The organism is Dialister invisus DSM 15470, assembly GCF_000160055.1.
Classification (GTDB): Bacteria; Bacillota; Negativicutes; order Veillonellales; family Dialisteraceae; genus Dialister; species Dialister invisus.
The window spans coordinates 880,949-900,612 of record NZ_GG698602.1; the positions used below are offsets into that span (position 1 = coordinate 880,949).

Below are 19,664 nucleotides of genomic sequence, written 5' to 3' on the forward strand. Positions count from 1 at the left end.
TATGGACAGAGTTGTCATCATCGGCTCAGGCGCAGCCGGTTTATCCGCCGCCATCCGTCTGGCTGAGGAAAATGTGCCTTCCTTCATCGTGGAAGAAATGCCCCCGTGGCGCGCCCAGTCAAACATGGCGGAAGGCGGTATCAATGCAGCGCTTGACACCATGGGGCAACATGATGAACCGGCTCTCCATGAAGAGGAAACATACAAAGCGGGACGCTTTGTAGCCTGCCGTGAAGCCGTTCACCGCCTGACTCACAGTGCCCCCAAAATCGTGAACACCCTCTTTGCATGGGGTATGTCTCTCAACCTAAACGAAGACGGAACGATCCAGCAGCGCCCTTTTGGCGGGCAGACAAAAAAAAGAACCGCTTTCGCTTCTGCCAGTACGGGAAAACAGCTGATGTACACTCTCGCTACAAGAGCGCGTTTTTTTGAAGCCGGACGCATGATCAGGCACATCACAGGCTTCCGTTTTCTCAAGCTCATGATGGAAAACGGACAGGCAAAAGGCGTCCTCGTTAATGAATTACAAAAGAACAGGGTTTCCTATATTCCCGCTTCTGCCGTCATCATTGCATCAGGCGGCCTGAACGGCCTTTTCGGAAATGCCACGGGCTCCGTCCTCAATACAGGAAATGTGACCGCCTCTCTTTTTGCAGACGGTCTTCCTGCAGCTAACATGGAGATGATCCAGTACCATCCCACCACCACCAGACTCCACGGGAAAAATATGCTTATCACAGAAGCGGTCCGCGGCGAAGGCGGAAGACTTTACGTGGAACAGGACGGGAAAAAATTCTACTTCATGGAAGTGAAATATCCTGCATTGGGCAACCTTATGCCCCGTGACGTCATTGCCCGGGAGGAATGGCAGTGGATCAAGCAGGGCGTCCAGCCTTATCTGGACATGAGAGATATCCCCAAGGAAGTAAGCGTTTATAAACTGGCCGGAGTCCTTGAAGCATGCCATGATTTTCTCGCCCTTGATCCTTTAAGAGAACCGATCCCCGTTTCACCGGGTATCCATTACTTCATGGGCGGCCTTTATGTCGACGTGAACCACCGCACCCCCATCGCCAACCTTTACGCGGCAGGTGAGGCGGCCTGCCAGTACCACGGCGCCAACCGTCTGGGAGGAAATTCTCTTTTAGGCGCCATGTATGGAGGACGGACAGCCGCTGATTCCGCCATGGAAGATCTGTCGGGGCAGACCTCTTCTTTCCGTCCTGATGAAGAAATAATGACCCCCGCGTATTGGACAAAAGATAAAAAAGAAGGGCTCCATATTCCCGCCGCGCGAAAAGCGCTGAATCGAATTTTACAAAAATCTCTCGGCATCGAACGCGATGAAAAAGGACTGCTCCTCGGCCTCTCTGAAGTACAGGAACTTCGCGCGGCTGCCGGCGGGCTCTATGACGAAAGCGCTACCATTGATGAAAACGATGCTTTCCCGAAATCCCTTCTCCTTGCGGAAGCGATTTTGAAAAGCGCGCTGAACCGAAAAGAAAGCCGCGGCGCCCACACGAGAAGCGATTATCCCGATGAACAGGAATCATACCGAAAAACGACCGTAGCCGTTTATAAAAATGGCGGAATCCATATTTCATTAGCAGCGATAGAAGGGGATCCCGATGGACATTAAAATCATCATCAAACGGCAAAAAGACAGCCGATCCACCCCTTATACCCAAGAATTCATCTATACAGGAGACGGCAGGCTCACGGTAGCCGATTTTTTATCCGAACTGAATGCCCGCATGCCGCTTCTTACCGCTGACGGAAAAGAAACAGAAAAAATCAATTACGCCTCCAGCTGTCAGGAAAAGAAATGCGGCGCCTGTGCCATGCTCATCAACGGACTTCCCCGTCTGGCATGCTCCCTCTTCCTCTGCAATATCGTGAAGAAAGGAAAAATAGAACTGGCGCCCCTTTCCAAATTCCCCGTCATCAGCGACCTTCGCGTAGATCGGGAAAAAATTTTTGCCCGGCTGAAAGAAATGCAGGTCTGGCTTTCTGAAAAAGACCGCGATGCGAAAAAGGGCGACCGCTCCCTTCAATATGATGCGGGACAATGCCTGATGTGCGGCTGCTGTCTTGAGATCTGCCCGAACTACACGCCGGAAAGCACCTTCAGCGGCGCCGCGTCCATGATCCATGCTTTTAAAATACTGGAACAGAACAAAGAGGATATCCATCTCCAAAAGCTGAAAGAAAACTATGAAAAATACTTTTTTGCAGGGTGCAGCCAATCTCTGTCCTGTGTGAAAATCTGTCCCCTCGGCCTGCCTCTCGACCGTATCCAGAGCCGCGCTAACCATCACCTGCGGGAAACAAAAAAATGAAAAAATTTCTTTTCTTCCTTATCTTTCCTTTTATCCTTGCAGCATGTGCTCCTTTTCAGGACAACACCCCCGAAAGCCATTCCTTTTTTGCGATGGGCACCTACATGAAAATCACCGCCTATGGGAAAAACAGCGAAACCGTTTTCCTCCATGCAGAAAAAGAAATACGCCGTCTTGATACACTCCTTTCCGCAGAAAATCCGGACAGCGAAATCTCCCGGCTCTCAAAGGAAGGAAAACTGATCCCCTCAGAAGACACTGCCCGCCTGATCAGCCTTGCCGAATCATGGAACAGGTCAACCGGCGGTACTTTTGACATTTCCCTCGCGCCCATCTCCAAACTGTGGGGATTCCCCCATGGCCCCTATCATGTGCCGGCGGAAACCGAGCGCACGGAAGCACTTGATAAAACAGGCATGAAATATATTTCCCATAACGAAGAAACAGGAGAATATTTTCTGAAAAAAGGATGTGCCCTCGACCTAGGCGGTATGGCAAAAGGAACAGCTGCTGAAAAAGCGGCAGATATTTTAAAAGCTGCCGGTATTAAAAACGCCCTTCTTGATTTAGGAGGAAATATCAAAGTCATCGGTACGAAACCCGGCGGCAGACCATGGCACATCGCCCTGCGCCACCCTGATGACACGGATAAAACAGCAGGGACGCTTTCCGTCTCCGACACGTCCATTGTCACCTCCGGCGACTACGAGCGGTACTTCATGGCAAAGGGCCGGCGGTACCATCACATTTTTGATCCCCATACAGGACAACCCGTACAAAACGGGCTCCGTGCGGTGACCGTCATCTGCAAAGACAGTGAAAAAGCGGATATTCTTTCCACCGCTCTCTTCGTTATGGGCGAAAAAAAAGCCGCCCTGTTCTGGAAAGAACACCGCGGTGAATTTCAAATGATCCTATTCAGAAATGACAATACCCTGATGATCACTCCCGATTTACAAAAAATATTTACTTCTGAACTTCCTGTCGTTCTTATTCCCTGACAAGCCATGATAAAAAAAGACCTTTACCTCATTATGTGCCTCCTCCTGGCAGCGGCCCTCCTCTTCATAGGAAAAGAAACCCTTATGCACGATGCGGGTTCCGTCACCGCCACAGTAGACGGCACCCCATACGGTTCGTGGCCGCTGGATAAAAATGATACCATCCGCATCGGTACACCTTACGGACAAAATGAGTTCACCATCAAAAACGGAACCGTAATAATGACATCTGCCGACTGCCCCCATAAGGACTGCCTCCGGCAAGGAGCAATCCATACCGCCGATTCCGCCATCATCTGCCTTCCTCATCATTTAGTCATTGAAATACAATCCGCTGCAGATAAAAAAATTGACGGCACCGTTCGCTGAAGGAGATCATCCATGACAAAAAAAGTGAGTGTCATCGGCCTGTTTACAGCCATGGCACTTTTACTCAGCTGCATAGAAAACCTGCTTCCCTTCCGGACAGGCATTCCCGGCATTAAATTAGGCATAGCCAACCTCATTATTGTCATTGCCTTTTATTTCCTGCCGTTCGGAGAAGTCCTCTCCATATCCCTGCTCCGGGTATTCTTCCTTTCCATTTTCAGCGGCAGCCCCTTCACCGCCGTTTTCAGCCTTACAGGCGCGACAGCAAGCTTTCTTGCCATGTATATTTCTTACCGCAGAAATTCTTTCTCTCCCGCCGGAATCAGCATCATCGGCGGCGTGACACACAATCTGGCACAGCTCCTGATCTCCGCTCTTCTGTTAAACACCCCCGCGTTCCTGTGGTACAGTCCTGTCCTGCTTCTATCCGGCACCGTCACAGGACTGATAAACGGACTGATTGCCACAAAAATCATCCATACCGTAAAAGGGATGAAATGGTAAATATAAAAACATAGTTTATCATTCGATATAAATAAAAAAGCCCGTCTTATTCGACAGGCTCTGACTTCGTGGCGGAGAGAGGGGGATTCGAACCCCCGTGCCGGTATTCGCCGGCAACATGATTTCCAATCATGCACCTTAAACCGCTCGGACACCTCTCCATCTCTTTATGGCGGTTTTCAGTCCGCTTTTATATCAGCCGCTGACTGACTTATTTATTATATGGATTACACGACTGTATGTCAAGAGAGTTTTCTATTCCTGCATGCATCAAATTCTATAGTAATCAAACAGCTCTGCATAATCTCAGCACGGGCTTCTGTTTTCTTCCCGCTTCCAGCCTTTCCCCACACGTCCGCCCTGGACCTCCTGCACATCAAAAACGGAAAGGAAAGCCGCGCTGTCGATGCCTTTCACGACGCCTTTCATCTTTGTCACTTCCAGTCTTGAAATCACCACATAGAGAATGTCTTTGTCATCTTTCAGAAATCCTCCCTGTCCATGAAGGCGGGTGACAGAGTGATGCATATCGTTTACGATGGCCGAGGCGACTTCATCGTACTTCGTGGTAATAATGAATACGCCTTTTGACGAATCAAGCCCCGTGGAAACGGCATCCATCATGCGGGAACAGATAAAGTAAGCAATAAGAGAATACATGGCGCTGTTCCATGTAAAAACAAAACCGGCGCTTCCCAAAATGAAGAAATTGAAGAATAAAATAATCTCGCCTACGGAAAAAGCGGAACGGCTGTCCAGATAAATAGCAACAATTTCTGTCCCGTCGAGGGATCCCCCGTTTTTAATGACAAGTCCTATGCCCAAACCGATGATGATCCCCCCGAAAATGGTAGATAAGAACGGATCTGTCGTTACCGGTTCCATTTGCTCAAAGATATGGCTCCAGAAGGAAAGCACGATGATGGCAAACATGGAAGACACCGCCAGGCGCAGGCCAAGCTGTTTATAACCAAGAATAAAGAATGGGATATTCAGCAACACGATGAGTACGCTGAAGGGAATCCCTGCCAGCTCGGAAAGAAGCAAAGACATACCGGTCACACCGCCGTCAATGATGTTGTTCGGTACAAGAAACAGATTCAGCCCCGCTGAATAAATCATCGCACCGATAGTCAGACCGGCAGCGCGGCGGATTTGTCTCATCATATTGATTTGGCGTCCAAAAATAACCAAGAGAAACCCCTTTTCAGAAAAAAAGCACCGCAGCGGAAAACTGCGGCGAGCATATATGGCGGAAGGGATGGGATTCGAACCCATGAACCTCTCACGAAGTTAACGGTTTTCAAGACCGCCTCCTTCAACCGCTCGGACACCCTTCCATAACGTTTTTATTTTAGCGGAACACACTGCCCTTGTCAATGAAACCGGGCGGCGGCCCATTTTCCATAAAGAACTTTCTGCTTTTTGAAACAAATATAACTGCTCATCTGTATCTTGCCGCTCATCCGTTGTATACTATGTCTTATAGATAATATATTTTAGGGAAAGTGACCGTTATGATATTTCTCCAAATTTTATGGAATGACATTCTGCCGCTTATCGTATTTCTTGCTGCAGGCTGGTTTATGGATTCCAAATTCAAGCTGGATCTGAATACTTACGCCAAGCTGGTGACCCGGGTAGTTCTCCCTGCCTTTATTTTTTACAGCATGTATTTGTACCGTCCCGATGCGGCGACAGCAATTCTTCTTCCAGCCGGCATCGCGCTCCTCCTCGCCGACAGCGCGGCAGCCTATCTCATCGCAAAGGCACTTGGATTTACGGGTGATGAAAAAAACACATTCCGTGCTCTTTCTACACTCTCCAATGCGGGACAGATCGGCATCGCCCTCATCCTCATGATATTTTCCCACCCGCCATATGCATCAGACGGAGCTGCACCATACCTTGATGAGGCCCGCGGCGCAATCGTCCTTCTCCTGATCTTGATGAATATCGCCATCAATACGGTCGGTGCCTCGCTTCTGGGGGCGAAAGGAAATTCTTTGTCCAGTACTGTAAAATTTATTATTTCCATGCCCGCTGTTTACGCGATTTTCGCGGCAGCAGCCGTCCGCACGGGCGGAATCGCTTTGGAACAAACCTTTCTGTGGCCTGTGCTTTCCCATTTCACAGGCGCTTTCATCATTCTTACGACGATTACCGCCGGCGCGCAGCTTCACCGTACGCCTATCGGCAGACCGGATTTATTTACCATCGGTACATCGATAAATAAACTCTTCCTGTCTCCGCTGATTGCCTTTGCCATCATTATGTTGGCCGGCGTTTTTACCCCTGTAACGGCACAGGTTTTCTTCATTTATGCCGCTGTCCCCTCTTCTTTTTCGCTTATCCTTTTTGCAGTCGATTACAACTGCTGTCCCCACAGAGTGGCCAAATCCATCCTGTACAGCTCTGCTTTCGGCCTTGTAACGCTCACATGCGCTATCCGGCTGGCACAGTATTTATTTCCTGCAGGAGTTTAATATGGCATTTCTGCAAATCATCACCGACAATATTCTGCCCCTTCTAATCTTTGTAGCTATCGGCTACTTCATGGACAGGCGCTTCCGGCTCGACGTCAATTCTCTGACCAAACTGACCTTTTACATCATTCTTCCCTGTTTTATTTTTTACAGCATTTATGTGGCAAAGATTGATTTTTCTCTCTTCCACGTTTTCATTATTTCCCTTGTCCTCATGGCTATGCTCGGCGTCATCGGGACGCTTATTGCCAAAGCAAGAAACTGGGATGCCGGAAAGCGGGAAGCTTTTAAAAACGGCACCATGTTTTCCAATGCGGGAAATATCGGTATCGCCCTGATTGCCCTTGTCTTCTCCAACGCTCCTTATGTCACGGAAAGCGGGACGCCTTATCTGGCGGAAGCTGCAGCCGTAAGCACGCTCGTCCTGGTACAGATGAATATGTTTCTGAATACCCTCGGTCTTTATCAGGCAGGAAAGGGAAGCCTTTCCCCCCATGACGCGCTCCGTGTCGTCCTCCACATGCCTGTTATTTACACGCTCACGGCGGCATTTGCTGTAAAATCCATTGGCATCGACCTGTCAGGCACATTCATATGGCCCATCCTTCAAAACTGTGCAGCCGCTCTTGTGGCTGTCGTCATGATGGCACTCGGCATGCAGATCCACCGCTCGAAAATTTCTTTCAGTGATCCTGACGCCTGGCTTGCCTGCTTTGTCCGGCTCCTTATCGGTCCTTTCTGTGCATGGTTCCTCATCCGGCTCTGGGCTCTCGCGGGCTGTCCTTTTTCACAAGTCGCTTCACAGACGATTCTCATCATGTCTGCCGTGCCGTCTCCTGTCAATTCCGTCCTTTACGCCGTGGAATTCCATAATCATGAAAACTTCGCCACGGAAATCGTGATGATGACGACTTTCCTGTCTTGTATCACCATGACCGGCGTCATCTATATGGCAAGAATATTATTTCCCTTATAATCGCTTTAAAAGACTTCTCCCCATAACAGGAAAAGTCTTTTTTGCTGTTTATTCTTTTATCGGCTTCGCATAATAAAACTTGTCTGAAATATCAATTTCTGCCGCTATATCGATCTTTCCGTGTCAAGGGCAATGTTTTCAGCAGGTCTTTCCTCTTTCCGTTTCTGCTTGGAAATCCTGTCTTCGTGGTGATGGGTGTCATTGTCAATGCTTTTCGGTTTGAATACCATAAGCATGATAGATCCGAGGACGATAAGAGTGCCGCCGAGCCAGGATGCCCAGGTAAGTATTTCATCCCAGAAGTACCAGCCGAAAAGAACATGGAAAAGGATTTCACTGTACATAAGGAAAGAAACGATGAGAGAATTCACATGCTGGAAAGCCCAGGTCATAAACATCTGTGCCGAGAGAGCAAAGAGTCCCAGTCCGATAAGCCACACCCATTGAATTCCTTCCGGCATGGTGAAACTGCCTTTCATAAGAGCCGCCCCTACGGCGATACTGAAAATCTGGAAATAGAAAACGATTTCCGTATTTGATTTAAAATCCCGTTCGGCAAGCATGGAAATGACGATGTATGCGGCCGCAGAAAAAAAGCCGCCCCCGATACCGAAAAGGGCATATACATTGAACGAATCAAAATTCCATATCTGCACGACACAAAGGGTGCCGAGCGCGATAACAACAAGTCCCGGAATAGCTTCTTTAGGCAGTTTTTCTTTCAGAAAGATCGGTGAAAGAATACACATGAAAAAGGCCGCCAACTGTGAAAGGATCTGCGAATCTCCCAAGGTCATCCCCTCGATGGAAAGGAAGTAAAAAAGCAAAGCCGCACTGCCGAAGAACCCTCGAAGAGAAAGCATAAATTTATATTTCCCTGTAAAAAACGGCTCTTTGGTCTGGAGCGTGAGGAGCGGAATGAAAATAAGCCCCACAAGCCCGCGAAAAAAAGTCATTTCTTCGGAAGAAATAGGTGCTAATGCTTTTGCACAGGCGGACATGGCAGTAAAGGAAAGAGAAGCCAGTATAGTGGTAACGACCCCTAAAAAAATATTCCCCCTTGTCCGTTTTCTTGATTTAAAAGCCATCTTGAGCCGGCGGAAAGGATTATGTTTTACTTTATACCGATACATCATTTTCTCCAAGTTTAATTTATCCTTTAGGATATATCATACTTTTATTCTTCTTTCTTCTTCAATAGTTAAAATTTTGCAAAAGTAAGTTAATGAACATTCTAATGAAATTGTACACAATAAAAAAGGACAGCTGATGTGCGTGTCCTCAAATGTTTATCTTTCTATTTCCATTCCGCCAAAAGTCTTTCAAAAAGCATTTTTTCTGCCATACAGTCGTCCATGGCACGATGGAAAGTACTGCAGGGCAGTTCATAATATTCTGCAAGGGCTTTAACGGAATATTTCCTGTGTTCTCCTTCCCTTTCCGGAAGAAGGAGTTTCGCAAGACTGTGGGTATCGATATAATCATTGGTAACAAGAGGTTTACCAACAGCTTTCAGATTTCTGTCAATGACAATCAGGTCGGAATCAAGTCCGTGCCCCACAAGCGGAAATCCTTCAATAAACGTCATAAATATCGGCAGTACATCGTCGATAGGCGGCTGTTCTTCAAGCATATCAGAGGTAATACCGGTAAGTCTTTCTACGCGTTTTTCTATAGGTCCCTTCGCTTTGACAAGAGTATGGAAAGTATCCCGGATTTCTCCACTCACGACACAGAGTGCGGCGATTTCGGTAATATCGGAATACATTCCCGTTGTTTCTATATCCATGACGGTATATGTGCCGCGGGCGGCAGCAAGGATCCTCTCCCGCGCTTTCACTTCGTGGCTCCGTATATCTTTAAAGAGAGTGTTGTTGCTTCTTTTCATGCCTGTCCCTTTCTCCGCTGTATTGTACCGTATAGAATAAAAAATCGGCAAGCTCTTCCTATTTTTCCGGTTCGGTTTGCATCCTTCATTTCGACTGCCCTCTCTTTCATCTCCCCATAAAAAAACGCCCCTTCCGGAGCGTTTCTTCTGATTTCAGTCAACGAGCTCAATAATTGCCTGCGGTGCATTGTCACCGAGACGAGCTTCAAGTTTCAGTACGCGGGTGTAGCCGCCGTTGCGTTCTGTATATTTCTTTGCGGTTTCATCAAACAATTTTTTTGTCACCGCTTTATCCATGATGAATGCTTCAGCCTGGCGGCGGGCATGAAGATCGCCTCTCTTCGCAAGAGAGATCATTTTGTCTGCTACGTGGCGAAGTTCTTTCGCTTTGCTTTCAGTAGTGGTAATGCGACCATACTGGAACAGAGCCGTTACGAGGCTGCGGAGCAGTGCTTTACGCGCGCCGCTGACTCTTCTCAGTCTACTACGTGCCATTGTTTCCTCCTAAATTACCTATCTTTTTGGATTTTAATCTTTCAAATGAAGTCCGAGACCTCTGAACTGTGCCAGTTTCTCAATAATTTCATCAATTGATTTTTTACCAAGATTACGTACACGTCCAAGTTCTTCTTCTGTCTTTTCGGCAAGCTGGTCAAGGGTATTGATTTCAGCCCGTTTCAGGCAGTTAAATGCACGAACGGAAAGTTCAAGTTCTTCGATCGGAATGCCGGAGAGATCGATTTTCTCTTCTTCCGCCTGCTGATCGGAGGACTGCCGTGCCATATCGCTGCCATCTCTTGCTTCCAGTATCGGACCGGTTGCCAGAGGACGGAACAGTTCAAAGCAGTTCATCAGAATAGTGGCAGCAGTGGCCACTGCGTCACTTGCTTTGATGGAACCGTCAGTTTCCAGTTCCAGTGTCAGCTTATCATAGTCCATTTCGTTGCCTACACGGGTATCGCTGACATTATAGTTGCATTTAACCACAGGAGAATAAATAGAGTCAATCGGAATGGATCCGATGGGATCGTCTTCTCTTCTATTTTTTGTAAAAGGAACGTAGCCGTGCCCGCGGTCAATGGTCAGTTCCATTCCGAGATGCGCTTCCGTATCCAGTGTGCAGAGTGCCAAATCTCCATTCAGAACATCAATTTCCGACGGAAGTTGAAGGTCACCTGCAAGAAGAACTCCTTCTTTAGTCACATCTACGCGGACTTTGATTGGGAATTCCGCTTCTTCATAAGCGATGAAGCGGATTTTTTTCAAATTCAGGATCATGTCTGTTACGTCTTCCCGTACACCGGGTACAGTGGAAAATTCATGTTCCACTCCATCAATATTGATAGACGTAATCGCCACACCGTCTAAAGATGAAAGCAACACGCGACGAAGACTGTTGCCAAGTGTGATACCGTATCCGCGTTCAAGCGGTCCGCATTCGAACTTGCCGTAACGCCCGTCAGCACTCATTTCCACAGTCTTAATTGTGAAGCTTGTATTTTCGTTCATCCAAAGTCCTCCTTCTGCGCCATTGGCGCCAAAATATTACGCAGGAATAAAAGGAATTAAGATTTATTTCTGAAAGAAACTCTTTCCTTTATTATACTCTTCTGCGTTTTGGAGGACGGCAGCCGTTGTGAGGAATCGGGGTAACGTCCTTAATGCTGCTGACTTCAATACCTGCTGCCTGCAATGCGCGGATAGCGGCTTCACGGCCTGCGCCCGGTCCTTTGACAAATACATCAGCGGAACGCATTCCCTGATCGATGGCTGCTCTCGCTGCCTGTTCTGCTGCCATCTGCGCCGCAAACGGTGTGCTCTTACGGGAACCTTTGAATCCCAGTCCGCCGGCAGATGCCCAGGCAATGGTATTACCGTTAGAATCAGTAATCGTTACAATCGTATTGTTGAATGTGGAACGAATATGCGCTGCACCGGATTCTACATGTTTTCTTTCTTTTCTTTTTGCTTTACTTTTTACCGTAGCCATTTTATCCCTCCTTCAACATTATTTCTTGGTCGCAGTCTTCTTGCCTGCGATCGTTTTTCTCGGTCCTTTGCGGGTACGGGCGTTTGTTTTTGTACGCTGTCCGCGGGTGGGCAGTCCGTCACGATGACGGCGGCCTCTGTAAGAACCGATTTCCACTAAACGCTTAATGTTGAGGGATTCTTCCCTGCGCAGGTCGCCTTCCACTTTATAATCTGCAAGTGCATTGCGGATATTGGCGACATCGTCTTCCGTCAGATCTCTGACGCGGACGTCCGGACTAATTCCGGCTTTATTCAAAATTTCTCTGGAAAGAGTGAGGCCTATCCCAAAAATGTAAGTTAAGCCGATCTCAACGCGCTTATCTCTTGGTAAGTCTACACCAGCTATACGTGCCATCTACTCTTGTACCTCCTTTTAATTAACCTTGTCTCTGCTTATGCTTTGGATTTTCACAAATGACCATTACACGGCCTTTGCGTTTGATGATTTTGCATTTGTCACACATCTTCTTGACGGACGGTCTGACCTTCATCTTGGTTCCTCCTTGCTTACTTGTAACGATAGGTAATTCTGCCGTGCTCTAAATCGTAGGGCGTAAGTTCTATGGTTACTTTATCCCCGGGCAGGATACGGATGAAATTCATACGCATTTTGCCGGAAATCGTCGCCAGTACGATATGTCCGCCATTTTCAAGTTTTACACGAAACATGGCGTTGGGAAGCTTTTCAACAACTTTTCCTTCCACTTCGATAACGTCTGCCTTGCTCATTCGAGCCTCCTTTGGCTTTTCATAGACTCACCGGTCTTCTGCTGCATTAATCACGCAGTGTCAAAATTCTCGGGCCGTTTCCGGTTATGGCGATGGTATGCTCACAGTGTGCAGCAGGCAAACCGTCTGTCGTCACCACACCCCAGCCATCGCGAAGCGTTATTATATCCGCTCTGCCCATAGTAACCATCGGCTCGATACAGATAACCATTCCTTCTTCCAGCCGTGGTCCGTGTCCCGGCGTTCCGTAGTTCGGAATTTCCGGGTCTTCATGCATTTCAATGCCGATGCCATGACCTACATAATCCCGGAGTACATCATAGCCATAAGGCCTTACGTAACTTTCAACCGCATGACCGATATCACCGACCGTATTTCCCGGTACAGCCTGTTTAATTCCGGCAAAAAGCGCTTCTTCTGTCACTTTTAAAAGCTGCGCATTCTTTTTATTCGTATGCCCGACAGGAACGGTAATACAGGAATCACCCATATAACCATTTAATTCTACCACAAGATCCAGGGAAATAATATCCCCTTTCTTCAAAATCTTTCGGGCCGAAGGGATCCCATGGACAACTGTATCGTTGACAGAGGCGCAGATACTTCCTGGAAACCCCTCATAACCTTTGCAGCTCGGGATGCCGCCTCTGCTGCGGATAAATTTCTCCGCCATTTCATCCAGTTCCAAGGTGCTGATTCCCGGACGAACTGCCTTTTCAAGCATAGAGAGTGTATCTGCAGTCAGTTTTCCCGCCGCGGCAATTTTCTCTATTTCTTCCGATGTATAAATCGTAATCATTTTGAAGCCTTTTTCAATGCGTCCCGGATGTCAGAATACACTTTTTCCATGGATTGATCGCCGTCAATTTCGCAAAATCTTCCACTGGCTTCGTAGTAGTCAATAAGAGGTCTTGTGGATTTCTCATAAACGGCAAGGCGCTGCTCCACTGTCGCTTCATTATCATCAGCACGCTGATAAAGTTTCCCGCCGCAGTTATCACAGACATTTTCTTTCTTTGGCGGACGGAATTCCTTATGGAAAGAAGCACCGCATTTTTTGCAGACAAGCCTGCCGCCAATTCTCTTCACGAGACCTTTCGAATCAGCTTTGATTCCGATAACAGCTGTAAGTCTGATTCCAAGTTCATGGAGTATAGTATCAAGAGCCGCCGCCTGTGCAGTGGTTCTTGGGAATCCGTCAAGAATCCAGCCTTTTTTGCAGTCATCCTGCGCAAGCCGTTCCTTAACAATGCCGATAGTCACGCTGTCAGGTACGAGCGCTCCTTTATCCATATAACTTTTGGCTTCTTTTCCGAGGGCGGTCCCGGATTTTACTGCCGCGCGGAACATATCACCGGTAGCAATCTGGGGGATACCGTAATCACGAATGAGTTTTTCCGCCTGCGTGCCTTTTCCTGCACCGGGAGGTCCCATTAACAAAATATACATAACCCTGCTCCTTACTTAATGAAGCCCTGATAGTTTCTTGTTACCATCAGCGACTGCGCTTGTCTCATCGTATCAAGGGCAACACCGACAACGATCAGTAAAGACGTGCCGCCGAAGTATACGCCCTGGATACCGGTAATATTTCCGATAAAGTTCGGAAGAATCGCAATGAATGCCAGGAAAAGAGCACCTGCCAGTGTAATGCGGCTCATAACCTTGTCGATATATATCATTGTCGGTTCGCCGGGACGGATACCGGGAATAAACCCGCCGTATTTCTTCATATTATCTGCCAGTTCTTTGATGTTCAGGGAAATCGCCGTATAAAAATAGGTGAAAATGAAGATCAAGATACCGTAGCAGATCGTATTAGGCCAAGATCCCCAGGCAAAAAAGTTGCCTACAGACTGCACCCAACCAATATGAACGAACTGCGCCAGTGTAACCGGAAGCATAATAATGGAAGAAGCGAAAATGATCGGGATAACACCTGCCTGATTGACTTTCAAAGGCAGGAATGTGGAATGTCCGCCGTACATTTTACGGCCAACAACACGTTTTGCGTATTGGATGGACACTCTTCGCTGTCCCTCATTGACCTCGATGACCATAAGGATCATGCCAAGGGCAATGATAACAAAGAGAAGAAGCTGGAACGGACTGATCGTCCCAATCTTCAGGTATTCAATGACTGTGGAAATGGCTTCCGGAAAACGCGCCACAATACCACAGAAGATAATAAGAGAAATACCATTACCGATGCCGTGTTCGGTGATCTGCTCGCCGATCCACATCAGAAGGCATGTGCCTGCTGTCAGAACTACGATAATGAATCCAAAATAAAGCCAGCTGTTATCCACCAGTGCATGATTGATACGCAGTGCGTAAGTCATGCCGAAAGCCTGCACGACAGCAAGGAAAATCGTGAAGTATCTTGTGACTTTCTGGATCTTCTTATACCCTTCCTGCCCGTCTTTCCGCCATTCTTCCAACGTGGGAATAACGGAAGTCAGAAGCTGCATAATAATGGAAGAATTGATGTACGGGGTAATACTCATGGCAAAAAGTGAAAATTTGCTCAGAGCACCGCCGGAGAACAGATCCAGAAACCCAAAGAGATTTCCTGATGAAAAGAGACTTTCTAAAATAGATGTATCTACTCCGGGAACCGGAATATGTACGCCAAGACGGAATACGAAGAACATCACCATCGTAAAGAGAACGCGATCCTTCAATTCCTTATTGGCTGCAAAGTTTGCGAAGGCAGATCCCATATCAGATCACCTCTACTTTTCCACCTGCTGCTTCAATTTTCTGTTGTGCGGACTTGGTGAATCCCTGCGCTCTTACATCAAGAGCCTTAGTCAGTTCTCCATTGCCCAAAATACGGACGCCATCGAGAACATTTTTAAGAATACCTGCTTCTACAAGAGCTGCCGGATCTACAACAGCTTTATCTTCAAAGCGGTTCAGCTGTTCTACGTTAACAACAGCATATTTATCAGCAAAAATATTCTTGAAGCCGCGTTTTGGGAGTCGGCGATACAGGGGCATCTGGCCGCCTTCAAATCCCGGACGGACGCCGCCGCCAGTTCTTGCATTCTGTCCTTTAGCTCCGCGGGTAGACTGTTTTCCCATGCCGGAACCTATGCCACGACCTACACGACGACGTGCTCTTTTGGAACCTTCAGCCGGTTTCAGTTCATGCAGTTTCATTCGTGCACCTCCTTTTATTCAGCTTCTTTACATTCAACCAGATGACGAACGGCATGTACCATGCCTTGAATCTGGGGGGTGAGTTCCTTCACTACAGAGGAATTGGTCTTCTTCAGACCGAGAGCTTTCACTGTAGCGATGTGCTCGGGTTTGGAGCCGATCACACTTTTCTTGAGTGTAATGATAACCTTCATGATCGTTCTCCTATCAGTTATAAATTTCATCAACCGTTTTGCCGCGGAGTGCCGCTACGGTCTGAACGTTTTCCAATTTTGCCATTCCGTCCAAGGTAGCTTTTACCATATTGATCGGATTGGAAGAACCAAGGGATTTGGTGAGAACATTGCGAACGCCTGCCAGCGCAAGCACTGCACGAACCGGACCGCCCGCCTTGATACCTGTACCTTCAGCAGCCGGTCTCATAATAACTTTGCCTGCTCCGTAAATCCCAAGGGATTCATGGGGAATGGTGCCATTCTTCAAAGCAACGTTAATCATGTTTTTCTTAGCATCTTCAACGCCCTTGCGAATCGCTTCCGGAACTTCGGCAGCTTTGCCGAGGCCTGCGCCTACTCTGCCTTTTCCATCACCGACAACTACAACTGCAGCAAAGGAAAAACGACGGCCGCCTTTTACGACTTTAGCAACGCGGTTAATAAAAACGACGTTTTCCTGTAAGTCGGATTCCTGTTTTTCAAATCTTGGCATGTGCTTTCTCCTTTACCTTAAAATTTCAAGCCGGCTTCGCGGGCACCTTCAGCCAGAGCTTTTACTCTGCCATGATATATATTGCCTCCACGATCGAACACTACGGTATCAATACCCTTTGCGAGAGCTCTTTTTGCTACCAGTTCACCGACTGCCCTGGCAGCTTCTATATTGCCACCATAAGGGAAATCAGCCTTAAATTCTTTATCGAGGCTGTTTGCCGCAACGAGAGTAGTACCGGTCGTATCATCAATCACCTGTGCATAAATGTTCGCCAAAGAACGGAAAACACTCAGACGGGGACGATCAGCAGTACCGGTAATCTTCTGGCGAAGACGCAGGTGGCGGCGAATAACAGCTGTTCTGCTTGCATTTTTACGCATATCTTTCTACCTCCTGTTTTACTTCGTTGCGCCGGTCTTACCAGCCTTACGACGAACGTGTTCGCCGGAATAACGGATCCCTTTGCCTTTATAAGGTTCAGGCCTGCGCCAGTTACGGATTTCAGAAGCAACCTGCCCTACCATTTCCTTATCAGCGCCAGATACGACAATGATAACGGAAGACGGTGTGGAAAGAGTAATTCCTTCCGGAGGGGTAATGATAACCGGATGGGAAAACCCGAGAGCCAGCTTCAGATTCCGCCCCTGCATCTGTGCATTGTATCCAACACCCTGGATCTCCAATTTCTTTTCAAACCCTTGTGTCACGCCGACCACCATGTTATTCACAAGCGTGCGGCATAGACCGTGCAGGGAACGGCTTTCTTTTTCATCATTTGGACGAATAACGTTAACCTGTCCATCTTCTACTTTAACGTCGATCGCCGGATTTAATTTACGGCTTAATGTGCCTTTCGGACCTTTTACGGTGACAGTATGTCCGTCAATCTTGACTTCCACACCTGCCGGAACCGCAATCGGTTTTTTGCCAATTCTTGACATGTTATACCTCCAACGGATTACCAGACATATGCAAGGACTTCTCCGCCAAGACCCTCTTTACGAGCAGCCTTGTCCGTCTTGATGCCCTTGGATGTGGAAATAATTGCAATACCAAGCCCGCCGAGAACCTTTGGCAGTTCTTCATGCCCTGCATATACACGCAGGCCCGGCTTAGAAATTCTCTTCAGACCTTTGATGACCTTTTCACGGTTTGCACCGTACTTCAGTACAATACGCAATACCTGATGGCCTTCTACTTCGATCTGTTCAACATTCTTAATAAAGCCTTCATTCTTCAAAATTTCAAGCACAGCGGCCTTAATTTTAGAAGCAGGCATATCTACTTTTTCATGATATGCATCGTTCGCATTACGGATACGGGTAAGCATATCCGCAATCGGATCGGTTGTTACCATTATTTAATCCTCCTCCCGAAATCTCGATTACCAGCTGGCTTTTCTCACGCCCGGGACTTCTCCGCGGTATGCCAGATCTCGGAACTGATTACGGCAGATTCCGAATTTACGCATAAAGCCGTGGGGACGGCCGGTCAGTTTGCAACGGTTATGCAGACGTGTCGGGGACGCGTTGCGCGGAAGCTTGCTGAGTGCTTCATAGTCTCCGGCTTCTTTTAACGCCTGACGTTTAGCTGCAAATTTCTGAGCGCAAAGTTCTCTCTTTTTTTCGCGTTCCAACATAGACTTTTTCGCCATATTGTCCTCCTGCTTACTTCTTAAACGGCATTCCGAACTGTTTCAGCATTTCACGTGCTTCTTCATCGGTTTTAGCCGTTGTGACTATGATAATATCCATCCCGCGGATTCTGTCGATTTTTTCATAATCAACTTCGGGGAAAATCAGCTGTTCTTTAACACCGAAAGCATAATTGCCGCGGCCGTCAAAGCTCTGTGCGCTGATACCACGAAAATCGCGGACACGGGGAAGTGCAATATTGATCAGGCGATCAAGAAATTCATACATCCTTTCGCCGCGAAGTGTTACTTTGCAGCCAAGAGGCATGCCTTCACGAATCTTCCATGCCGCCAAAGATCTGTGCGCTTTACAAATCAAAGGCTTCTGTCCTGTGATAGCCGCAAGATCAGACGCAGCAGCATCAACCGCCTTTGAATTCTCCGTCGCTTCTCCGACGCCAATGTTAATGACGATCTTTTCCAGCTTCGGAATTTCCATCTCATTCGTGTAGCCGAATTTTTCACGAAGGGATTTTCTGATTTCTCCCTTGTACAAATCATTTAATCTGGACACTTGTTATCCTCCCTTCCCGCTTACTTTGCATTGTCTAAAACAGCGCCGCTCTTTACAGCCGCTCTGACGTATGTACCATCTTTTTGCTGTACTTTTTTTATGCGGGTTGGTTTCTTTGTTTCCGGATCCAGTATCATGACTTTGGATACGTTGATCGGGGCCTCTTTTTCAATAATTCCGCCCTTAGGATTTGCCTGTGTCGGCTTGGTATGTCTCTTAACAACATTGACACCCTCAACGACAACACGGCCTTTCTTTGGCAGAGCCGCTGTAATCTTGCCCTGCTTGCCTTTATCTTTACCGGAAATGACAACTACTGTGTCACCGGTCTTTACGTGCAGTTTCTGACTCATGTTTGCCTCCTATCAGAGCACTTCCGGAGCCAGGGAAATGATCTTCATGAAATCTCTTTCACGGAGCTCTCTTGCTACCGGTCCAAAAATACGTGTTCCTACCGGGCTCTTGTCATCTTTAATAATGACAGCTGCATTTTCATCGAAGCGGATATGGGAACCGTCCGCACGGCTCACACCGCTTACCGAACGAACCACAACAGCCTTAACTACCTGGCCCTTCTTTACAACGCCACCGGGTGATGCATCTTTGACTGTAGCAACTACGACATCGCCGATATTTCCGCTTCTGCGGAAAGAACCGCCCAGAACTTTGATAACCAGGATGTTCTTAGCACCGGTATTATCTGCAACGTTGAGTCTGCTTTCCTGCTGAATCATCGTGCCAATCCTCCTATAAAACTATATTATTAATCCTGACGGGCAACGATTTTCTCGACTCTCCAACGCTTGTCACGGGACAGCGGGCGGGTTTCGACAATGCGGACGGTGTCACCGACGCGACATTCGTTGTTTTCGTCATGCGCTTTGAACTTGGTTGTAGATTTAAGAGCTTTTTTGTAAAGCTTATGGGGAACCTTGCGTTCGACAGCAACTACGACAGTTTTATCCATCTTGTCGCTTACGACAATTCCCTGGCGCACTTTGCGCAGATTTCTTTCTTCTGCCATGAGATCCTCCTTATGGAATAACCGTTATGCCTTTTTGGCAGCCTTCAATTCGTCTTCACGCTGAACGGTCTTGATTCTTGCAATATCCTTCTTCACTTCATGGATACGCATCGGGTTTTCAAGCTGACCGGTAGCGAGTTGAAAACGAAGGTTAAACAGTTCTTCCTTTAAGCCGGCAACCTTTTCATTTCTTTCGGCAGTGCTCAGGTTACGAATTTCATTGACCTTCAT

At 47.5% G+C, this 19,664-nt stretch carries 31 protein-coding genes and 2 tRNA genes; 7 read left to right on the forward strand and 26 right to left on the reverse strand.

Features of this window, described 5'->3' with window-relative positions; translation table 11 throughout:
- The first annotated feature begins 1 nt into the window (after position 1).
- Genes GCWU000321_RS04285 through GCWU000321_RS04305 form a run of 5 tightly spaced genes read left to right on the forward strand, consistent with a single transcriptional unit; the run spans position 2 to position 4,216 of the window.
- Positions 2–1,642: an FAD-binding protein gene (locus GCWU000321_RS04285; protein WP_007069865.1), complete on the forward strand. Its 1,641-nt coding sequence runs from the start codon at positions 2–4 to the stop codon at positions 1,640–1,642.
- Complete coding sequence (locus GCWU000321_RS04290) at positions 1,632–2,342, forward strand: 2Fe-2S iron-sulfur cluster-binding protein (protein WP_007069866.1); 711 nt, start codon at positions 1,632–1,634, stop codon at positions 2,340–2,342. The genes GCWU000321_RS04285 and GCWU000321_RS04290 overlap by 11 nt, the downstream gene beginning before the upstream one ends.
- Positions 2,339–3,343 carry an FAD:protein FMN transferase gene (locus GCWU000321_RS04295; RefSeq protein WP_007069867.1) on the forward strand — a complete coding sequence of 335 codons (1,005 nt, stop codon included), beginning with the start codon at positions 2,339–2,341 and terminating at the stop codon, positions 3,341–3,343. Before GCWU000321_RS04290 ends, GCWU000321_RS04295 begins: the two co-directional genes overlap by 4 nt.
- 6 nt (positions 3,344–3,349) lie before the next feature.
- Entirely contained in the window at positions 3,350–3,712 is a 363-nt protein-coding gene (locus GCWU000321_RS04300) for a NusG domain II-containing protein (protein ID WP_007069868.1), read from the forward strand.
- Positions 3,713–3,724: 12 nt separating this feature from the next.
- On the forward strand, positions 3,725–4,216 hold the full coding sequence (locus GCWU000321_RS04305; RefSeq protein ID WP_007069869.1) for a Gx transporter family protein: 492 nt from the start codon (positions 3,725–3,727) through the stop codon (positions 4,214–4,216).
- 69 nt (positions 4,217–4,285) lie between these two features.
- Here GCWU000321_RS04305 and GCWU000321_RS04310 read toward each other — a convergent pair.
- The 3 genes from GCWU000321_RS04310 to GCWU000321_RS04320 all read right to left on the reverse strand — a co-directional run bounded on the left by GCWU000321_RS04310 (position 4,286) and on the right by GCWU000321_RS04320 (position 5,556).
- Positions 4,286–4,377: transfer RNA gene (locus GCWU000321_RS04310), tRNA-Ser, on the reverse strand.
- Positions 4,378–4,522: 145 nt separating this feature from the next.
- Positions 4,523–5,380, reverse strand: a complete 858-nt coding sequence (locus tag GCWU000321_RS04315) for a YitT family protein (protein WP_083786268.1) — start codon at positions 5,378–5,380, stop codon at positions 4,523–4,525.
- A gap of 86 nt (positions 5,381–5,466) precedes the next feature.
- Positions 5,467–5,556, reverse strand: a tRNA-Ser gene (locus tag GCWU000321_RS04320).
- Positions 5,557–5,733: 177 nt separating this feature from the next.
- On the opposite strand from GCWU000321_RS04320, the gene GCWU000321_RS04325 reads away from it, so the two are divergent.
- Both GCWU000321_RS04325 and GCWU000321_RS04330 read left to right on the forward strand, forming a co-directional pair.
- On the forward strand, positions 5,734–6,702 hold the full coding sequence (locus tag GCWU000321_RS04325; protein ID WP_007069871.1) for an AEC family transporter: 969 nt from the start codon (positions 5,734–5,736) through the stop codon (positions 6,700–6,702).
- A 1-nt stretch (position 6,703) separates the two neighbouring features.
- Complete coding sequence (locus tag GCWU000321_RS04330) at positions 6,704–7,678, forward strand: AEC family transporter (RefSeq protein ID WP_007069872.1); 975 nt, start codon at positions 6,704–6,706, stop codon at positions 7,676–7,678.
- Between the two features lie 104 nt (positions 7,679–7,782).
- Here the strand turns inward: GCWU000321_RS04330 and GCWU000321_RS04335 are convergent, their stop codons facing one another.
- From GCWU000321_RS04335 to rpmC, 23 genes are all read right to left on the reverse strand, one after another.
- A complete protein-coding gene (locus GCWU000321_RS04335) occupies positions 7,783–8,814 on the reverse strand; it encodes a DMT family transporter (RefSeq protein WP_007069873.1) in 1,032 nt (343 codons plus the stop codon).
- Positions 8,815–8,975: 161 nt separating this feature from the next.
- Entirely contained in the window at positions 8,976–9,566 is a 591-nt protein-coding gene (locus tag GCWU000321_RS04340) for a 3'-5' exonuclease (protein ID WP_007069874.1), read from the reverse strand.
- A 153-nt stretch (positions 9,567–9,719) separates the two neighbouring features.
- A complete protein-coding gene (rplQ, locus tag GCWU000321_RS04345; RefSeq protein WP_007069876.1) occupies positions 9,720–10,061 on the reverse strand; it encodes a 50S ribosomal protein L17 in 342 nt (113 codons plus the stop codon).
- Positions 10,062–10,094: 33 nt separating this feature from the next.
- Positions 10,095–11,075, reverse strand: coding sequence for a DNA-directed RNA polymerase subunit alpha (locus GCWU000321_RS04350; RefSeq protein WP_007069877.1), 981 nt, complete (start codon positions 11,073–11,075; stop codon positions 10,095–10,097).
- Between the two features lie 91 nt (positions 11,076–11,166).
- On the reverse strand, positions 11,167–11,556 hold the full coding sequence (gene rpsK, locus GCWU000321_RS04355) for a 30S ribosomal protein S11 (protein WP_007069878.1): 390 nt from the start codon (positions 11,554–11,556) through the stop codon (positions 11,167–11,169).
- Between the two features lie 18 nt (positions 11,557–11,574).
- The gene (gene rpsM, locus GCWU000321_RS04360) at positions 11,575–11,952 is read right to left on the reverse strand and encodes a 30S ribosomal protein S13 (RefSeq protein WP_007069879.1); all 378 of its coding nucleotides are present in this window, start codon (positions 11,950–11,952) and stop codon (positions 11,575–11,577) included.
- A 22-nt stretch (positions 11,953–11,974) separates the two neighbouring features.
- Positions 11,975–12,088: a 50S ribosomal protein L36 gene (gene rpmJ, locus GCWU000321_RS04365; protein ID WP_008859825.1), complete on the reverse strand. Its 114-nt coding sequence runs from the start codon at positions 12,086–12,088 to the stop codon at positions 11,975–11,977.
- Positions 12,089–12,104: 16 nt separating this feature from the next.
- Positions 12,105–12,326 carry a translation initiation factor IF-1 gene (gene infA / locus GCWU000321_RS04370; protein WP_007069880.1) on the reverse strand — a complete coding sequence of 74 codons (222 nt, stop codon included), beginning with the start codon at positions 12,324–12,326 and terminating at the stop codon, positions 12,105–12,107.
- Positions 12,327–12,372: 46 nt separating this feature from the next.
- Entirely contained in the window at positions 12,373–13,125 is a 753-nt protein-coding gene (gene map, locus GCWU000321_RS04375) for a type I methionyl aminopeptidase (RefSeq protein WP_007069881.1), read from the reverse strand.
- Positions 13,122–13,775 carry an adenylate kinase gene (locus GCWU000321_RS04380; protein ID WP_007069882.1) on the reverse strand — a complete coding sequence of 218 codons (654 nt, stop codon included), beginning with the start codon at positions 13,773–13,775 and terminating at the stop codon, positions 13,122–13,124. Before GCWU000321_RS04380 ends, map begins: the two co-directional genes overlap by 4 nt.
- Before the next feature lie 11 nt (positions 13,776–13,786).
- Positions 13,787–15,049, reverse strand: a complete 1,263-nt coding sequence (secY, locus tag GCWU000321_RS04385; protein ID WP_007069883.1) for a preprotein translocase subunit SecY — start codon at positions 15,047–15,049, stop codon at positions 13,787–13,789.
- A 1-nt stretch (position 15,050) separates the two neighbouring features.
- Entirely contained in the window at positions 15,051–15,491 is a 441-nt protein-coding gene (gene rplO / locus GCWU000321_RS04390; RefSeq protein ID WP_007069884.1) for a 50S ribosomal protein L15, read from the reverse strand.
- A 14-nt stretch (positions 15,492–15,505) separates the two neighbouring features.
- Positions 15,506–15,685: a 50S ribosomal protein L30 gene (rpmD, locus tag GCWU000321_RS04395; protein WP_022027523.1), complete on the reverse strand. Its 180-nt coding sequence runs from the start codon at positions 15,683–15,685 to the stop codon at positions 15,506–15,508.
- Between the two features lie 13 nt (positions 15,686–15,698).
- The gene (gene rpsE, locus GCWU000321_RS04400; RefSeq protein WP_007069886.1) at positions 15,699–16,199 is read right to left on the reverse strand and encodes a 30S ribosomal protein S5; all 501 of its coding nucleotides are present in this window, start codon (positions 16,197–16,199) and stop codon (positions 15,699–15,701) included.
- Positions 16,200–16,216: 17 nt separating this feature from the next.
- Positions 16,217–16,582 (reverse strand): 50S ribosomal protein L18, encoded by a 366-nt coding sequence (gene rplR / locus GCWU000321_RS04405; protein ID WP_007069887.1) that lies wholly within the window; start codon positions 16,580–16,582, stop codon positions 16,217–16,219.
- 18 nt (positions 16,583–16,600) lie between these two features.
- A complete protein-coding gene (gene rplF / locus GCWU000321_RS04410; RefSeq protein ID WP_007069888.1) occupies positions 16,601–17,143 on the reverse strand; it encodes a 50S ribosomal protein L6 in 543 nt (180 codons plus the stop codon).
- Between the two features lie 17 nt (positions 17,144–17,160).
- Positions 17,161–17,559 carry a 30S ribosomal protein S8 gene (gene rpsH / locus GCWU000321_RS04415; protein WP_007069889.1) on the reverse strand — a complete coding sequence of 133 codons (399 nt, stop codon included), beginning with the start codon at positions 17,557–17,559 and terminating at the stop codon, positions 17,161–17,163.
- 27 nt (positions 17,560–17,586) lie between these two features.
- Positions 17,587–17,856, reverse strand: a complete 270-nt coding sequence (gene rpsN, locus GCWU000321_RS04420) for a 30S ribosomal protein S14 (RefSeq protein ID WP_007069890.1) — start codon at positions 17,854–17,856, stop codon at positions 17,587–17,589.
- A 13-nt stretch (positions 17,857–17,869) separates the two neighbouring features.
- Positions 17,870–18,409 (reverse strand): 50S ribosomal protein L5, encoded by a 540-nt coding sequence (gene rplE, locus GCWU000321_RS04425; RefSeq protein ID WP_007069891.1) that lies wholly within the window; start codon positions 18,407–18,409, stop codon positions 17,870–17,872.
- A 20-nt stretch (positions 18,410–18,429) separates the two neighbouring features.
- Entirely contained in the window at positions 18,430–18,762 is a 333-nt protein-coding gene (gene rplX, locus GCWU000321_RS04430; protein ID WP_007069892.1) for a 50S ribosomal protein L24, read from the reverse strand.
- Positions 18,763–18,774: 12 nt separating this feature from the next.
- On the reverse strand, positions 18,775–19,143 hold the full coding sequence (gene rplN, locus GCWU000321_RS04435) for a 50S ribosomal protein L14 (protein WP_007069893.1): 369 nt from the start codon (positions 19,141–19,143) through the stop codon (positions 18,775–18,777).
- Positions 19,144–19,172: 29 nt separating this feature from the next.
- Complete coding sequence (gene rpsQ, locus GCWU000321_RS04440; protein WP_007069894.1) at positions 19,173–19,433, reverse strand: 30S ribosomal protein S17; 261 nt, start codon at positions 19,431–19,433, stop codon at positions 19,173–19,175.
- A 24-nt stretch (positions 19,434–19,457) separates the two neighbouring features.
- Positions 19,458–19,664 carry a 50S ribosomal protein L29 gene (gene rpmC, locus GCWU000321_RS04445; RefSeq protein ID WP_022027520.1) on the reverse strand — a complete coding sequence of 69 codons (207 nt, stop codon included), beginning with the start codon at positions 19,662–19,664 and terminating at the stop codon, positions 19,458–19,460.

Bases quoted from the DNA above. Each gene is read 5' to 3' on its own strand.
- rpsE (WP_007069886.1), bottom strand. From the start codon at position 16,199: ATGCCAAGATTTGAAAAACAGGAATCCGACTTACAGGAAAACGTCGTT.
- rpsN (WP_007069890.1), bottom strand. From the start codon at position 17,856: ATGGCGAAAAAGTCTATGTTGGAACGCGAAAAAAAGAGAGAACTTTGC.
- rpsM (WP_007069879.1), bottom strand. From the start codon at position 11,952: ATGGCACGTATAGCTGGTGTAGACTTACCAAGAGATAAGCGCGTTGAG.
- infA (WP_007069880.1), bottom strand. From the start codon at position 12,326: ATGAGCAAGGCAGACGTTATCGAAGTGGAAGGAAAAGTTGTTGAAAAG.
- rplN (WP_007069893.1), bottom strand. From the start codon at position 19,143: ATGATTCAGCAGGAAAGCAGACTCAACGTTGCAGATAATACCGGTGCT.
- rpsQ (WP_007069894.1), bottom strand. From the start codon at position 19,433: ATGGCAGAAGAAAGAAATCTGCGCAAAGTGCGCCAGGGAATTGTCGTA.
- rpsK (WP_007069878.1), bottom strand. From the start codon at position 11,556: ATGGCTACGGTAAAAAGTAAAGCAAAAAGAAAAGAAAGAAAACATGTA.
- GCWU000321_RS04335 (WP_007069873.1), bottom strand. From the start codon at position 8,814: ATGATGTATCGGTATAAAGTAAAACATAATCCTTTCCGCCGGCTCAAG.
- rplX (WP_007069892.1), bottom strand. From the start codon at position 18,762: ATGAGTCAGAAACTGCACGTAAAGACCGGTGACACAGTAGTTGTCATT.
- rpmJ (WP_008859825.1), bottom strand. From the start codon at position 12,088: ATGAAGGTCAGACCGTCCGTCAAGAAGATGTGTGACAAATGCAAAATC.
- GCWU000321_RS04380 (WP_007069882.1), bottom strand. From the start codon at position 13,775: ATGTATATTTTGTTAATGGGACCTCCCGGTGCAGGAAAAGGCACGCAG.
- GCWU000321_RS04285 (WP_007069865.1), top strand. From the start codon at position 2: ATGGACAGAGTTGTCATCATCGGCTCAGGCGCAGCCGGTTTATCCGCC.
- rplO (WP_007069884.1), bottom strand. From the start codon at position 15,491: ATGAAACTGCATGAACTGAAACCGGCTGAAGGTTCCAAAAGAGCACGT.
- map (WP_007069881.1), bottom strand. From the start codon at position 13,125: ATGATTACGATTTATACATCGGAAGAAATAGAGAAAATTGCCGCGGCG.
- rplQ (WP_007069876.1), bottom strand. From the start codon at position 10,061: ATGGCACGTAGTAGACTGAGAAGAGTCAGCGGCGCGCGTAAAGCACTG.
- GCWU000321_RS04315 (WP_083786268.1), bottom strand. From the start codon at position 5,380: ATGAGACAAATCCGCCGCGCTGCCGGTCTGACTATCGGTGCGATGATT.
- secY (WP_007069883.1), bottom strand. From the start codon at position 15,049: ATGGGATCTGCCTTCGCAAACTTTGCAGCCAATAAGGAATTGAAGGAT.
- GCWU000321_RS04350 (WP_007069877.1), bottom strand. From the start codon at position 11,075: ATGAACGAAAATACAAGCTTCACAATTAAGACTGTGGAAATGAGTGCT.
- GCWU000321_RS04330 (WP_007069872.1), top strand. From the start codon at position 6,704: ATGGCATTTCTGCAAATCATCACCGACAATATTCTGCCCCTTCTAATC.
- GCWU000321_RS04300 (WP_007069868.1), top strand. From the start codon at position 3,350: ATGATAAAAAAAGACCTTTACCTCATTATGTGCCTCCTCCTGGCAGCG.
- GCWU000321_RS04295 (WP_007069867.1), top strand. From the start codon at position 2,339: ATGAAAAAATTTCTTTTCTTCCTTATCTTTCCTTTTATCCTTGCAGCA.
- rpmD (WP_022027523.1), bottom strand. From the start codon at position 15,685: ATGAAGGTTATCATTACACTCAAGAAAAGTGTGATCGGCTCCAAACCC.
- rpmC (WP_022027520.1), bottom strand. From the start codon at position 19,664: ATGAAGGTCAATGAAATTCGTAACCTGAGCACTGCCGAAAGAAATGAA.
- GCWU000321_RS04290 (WP_007069866.1), top strand. From the start codon at position 1,632: ATGGACATTAAAATCATCATCAAACGGCAAAAAGACAGCCGATCCACC.
- GCWU000321_RS04340 (WP_007069874.1), bottom strand. From the start codon at position 9,566: ATGAAAAGAAGCAACAACACTCTCTTTAAAGATATACGGAGCCACGAA.
- rplF (WP_007069888.1), bottom strand. From the start codon at position 17,143: ATGTCAAGAATTGGCAAAAAACCGATTGCGGTTCCGGCAGGTGTGGAA.
- rpsH (WP_007069889.1), bottom strand. From the start codon at position 17,559: ATGGTAACAACCGATCCGATTGCGGATATGCTTACCCGTATCCGTAAT.
- rplR (WP_007069887.1), bottom strand. From the start codon at position 16,582: ATGCGTAAAAATGCAAGCAGAACAGCTGTTATTCGCCGCCACCTGCGT.
- GCWU000321_RS04305 (WP_007069869.1), top strand. From the start codon at position 3,725: ATGACAAAAAAAGTGAGTGTCATCGGCCTGTTTACAGCCATGGCACTT.
- GCWU000321_RS04325 (WP_007069871.1), top strand. From the start codon at position 5,734: ATGATATTTCTCCAAATTTTATGGAATGACATTCTGCCGCTTATCGTA.